Consider the following 271-nt stretch of genomic DNA (forward strand, 5'->3'; position numbering starts at 1 on the left):
CTCGCGTTGACGGACACGACGATGCCATCACGACAATGGGTCGTCGTCTGGATAGAAACGAGGAAGCGGTTATTAAGCTCCGGGAGCTAATGTCACAAGTAGCAACGCGCGACGACGTTGCGAATCTACGCGACACTGTACAAACCCAATTCTTTAAGCAACTTACCGAAGCCAGAAACTCGATTCCGGGAAAGGTAGCCGCGTTATGTGCCGTTATCTCTCTGCTGGTTGGGCTCGCTGGTTTTCTGGCCGGTCACGGTTGAGGGATTGG

1 protein-coding gene is annotated in these 271 nt (G+C 53.5%); it reads left to right on the forward strand.

Going from position 1 to position 271, the window contains the following annotated elements; translation table 11 throughout:
• Window positions 1-263: hypothetical protein (locus tag SB816_RS31810; protein WP_410548220.1), on the forward strand; the 263-nt coding region annotated here is incomplete at its 5' end.
• Window positions 264-271 lie beyond the last annotated feature (8 nt).

It is taken from the genome of Achromobacter sp. SIMBA_011 (assembly GCF_046535435.1).
In the GTDB taxonomy this organism is placed as follows: Bacteria; Pseudomonadota; Gammaproteobacteria; order Burkholderiales; family Burkholderiaceae_B; genus Achromobacter; species Achromobacter dolens.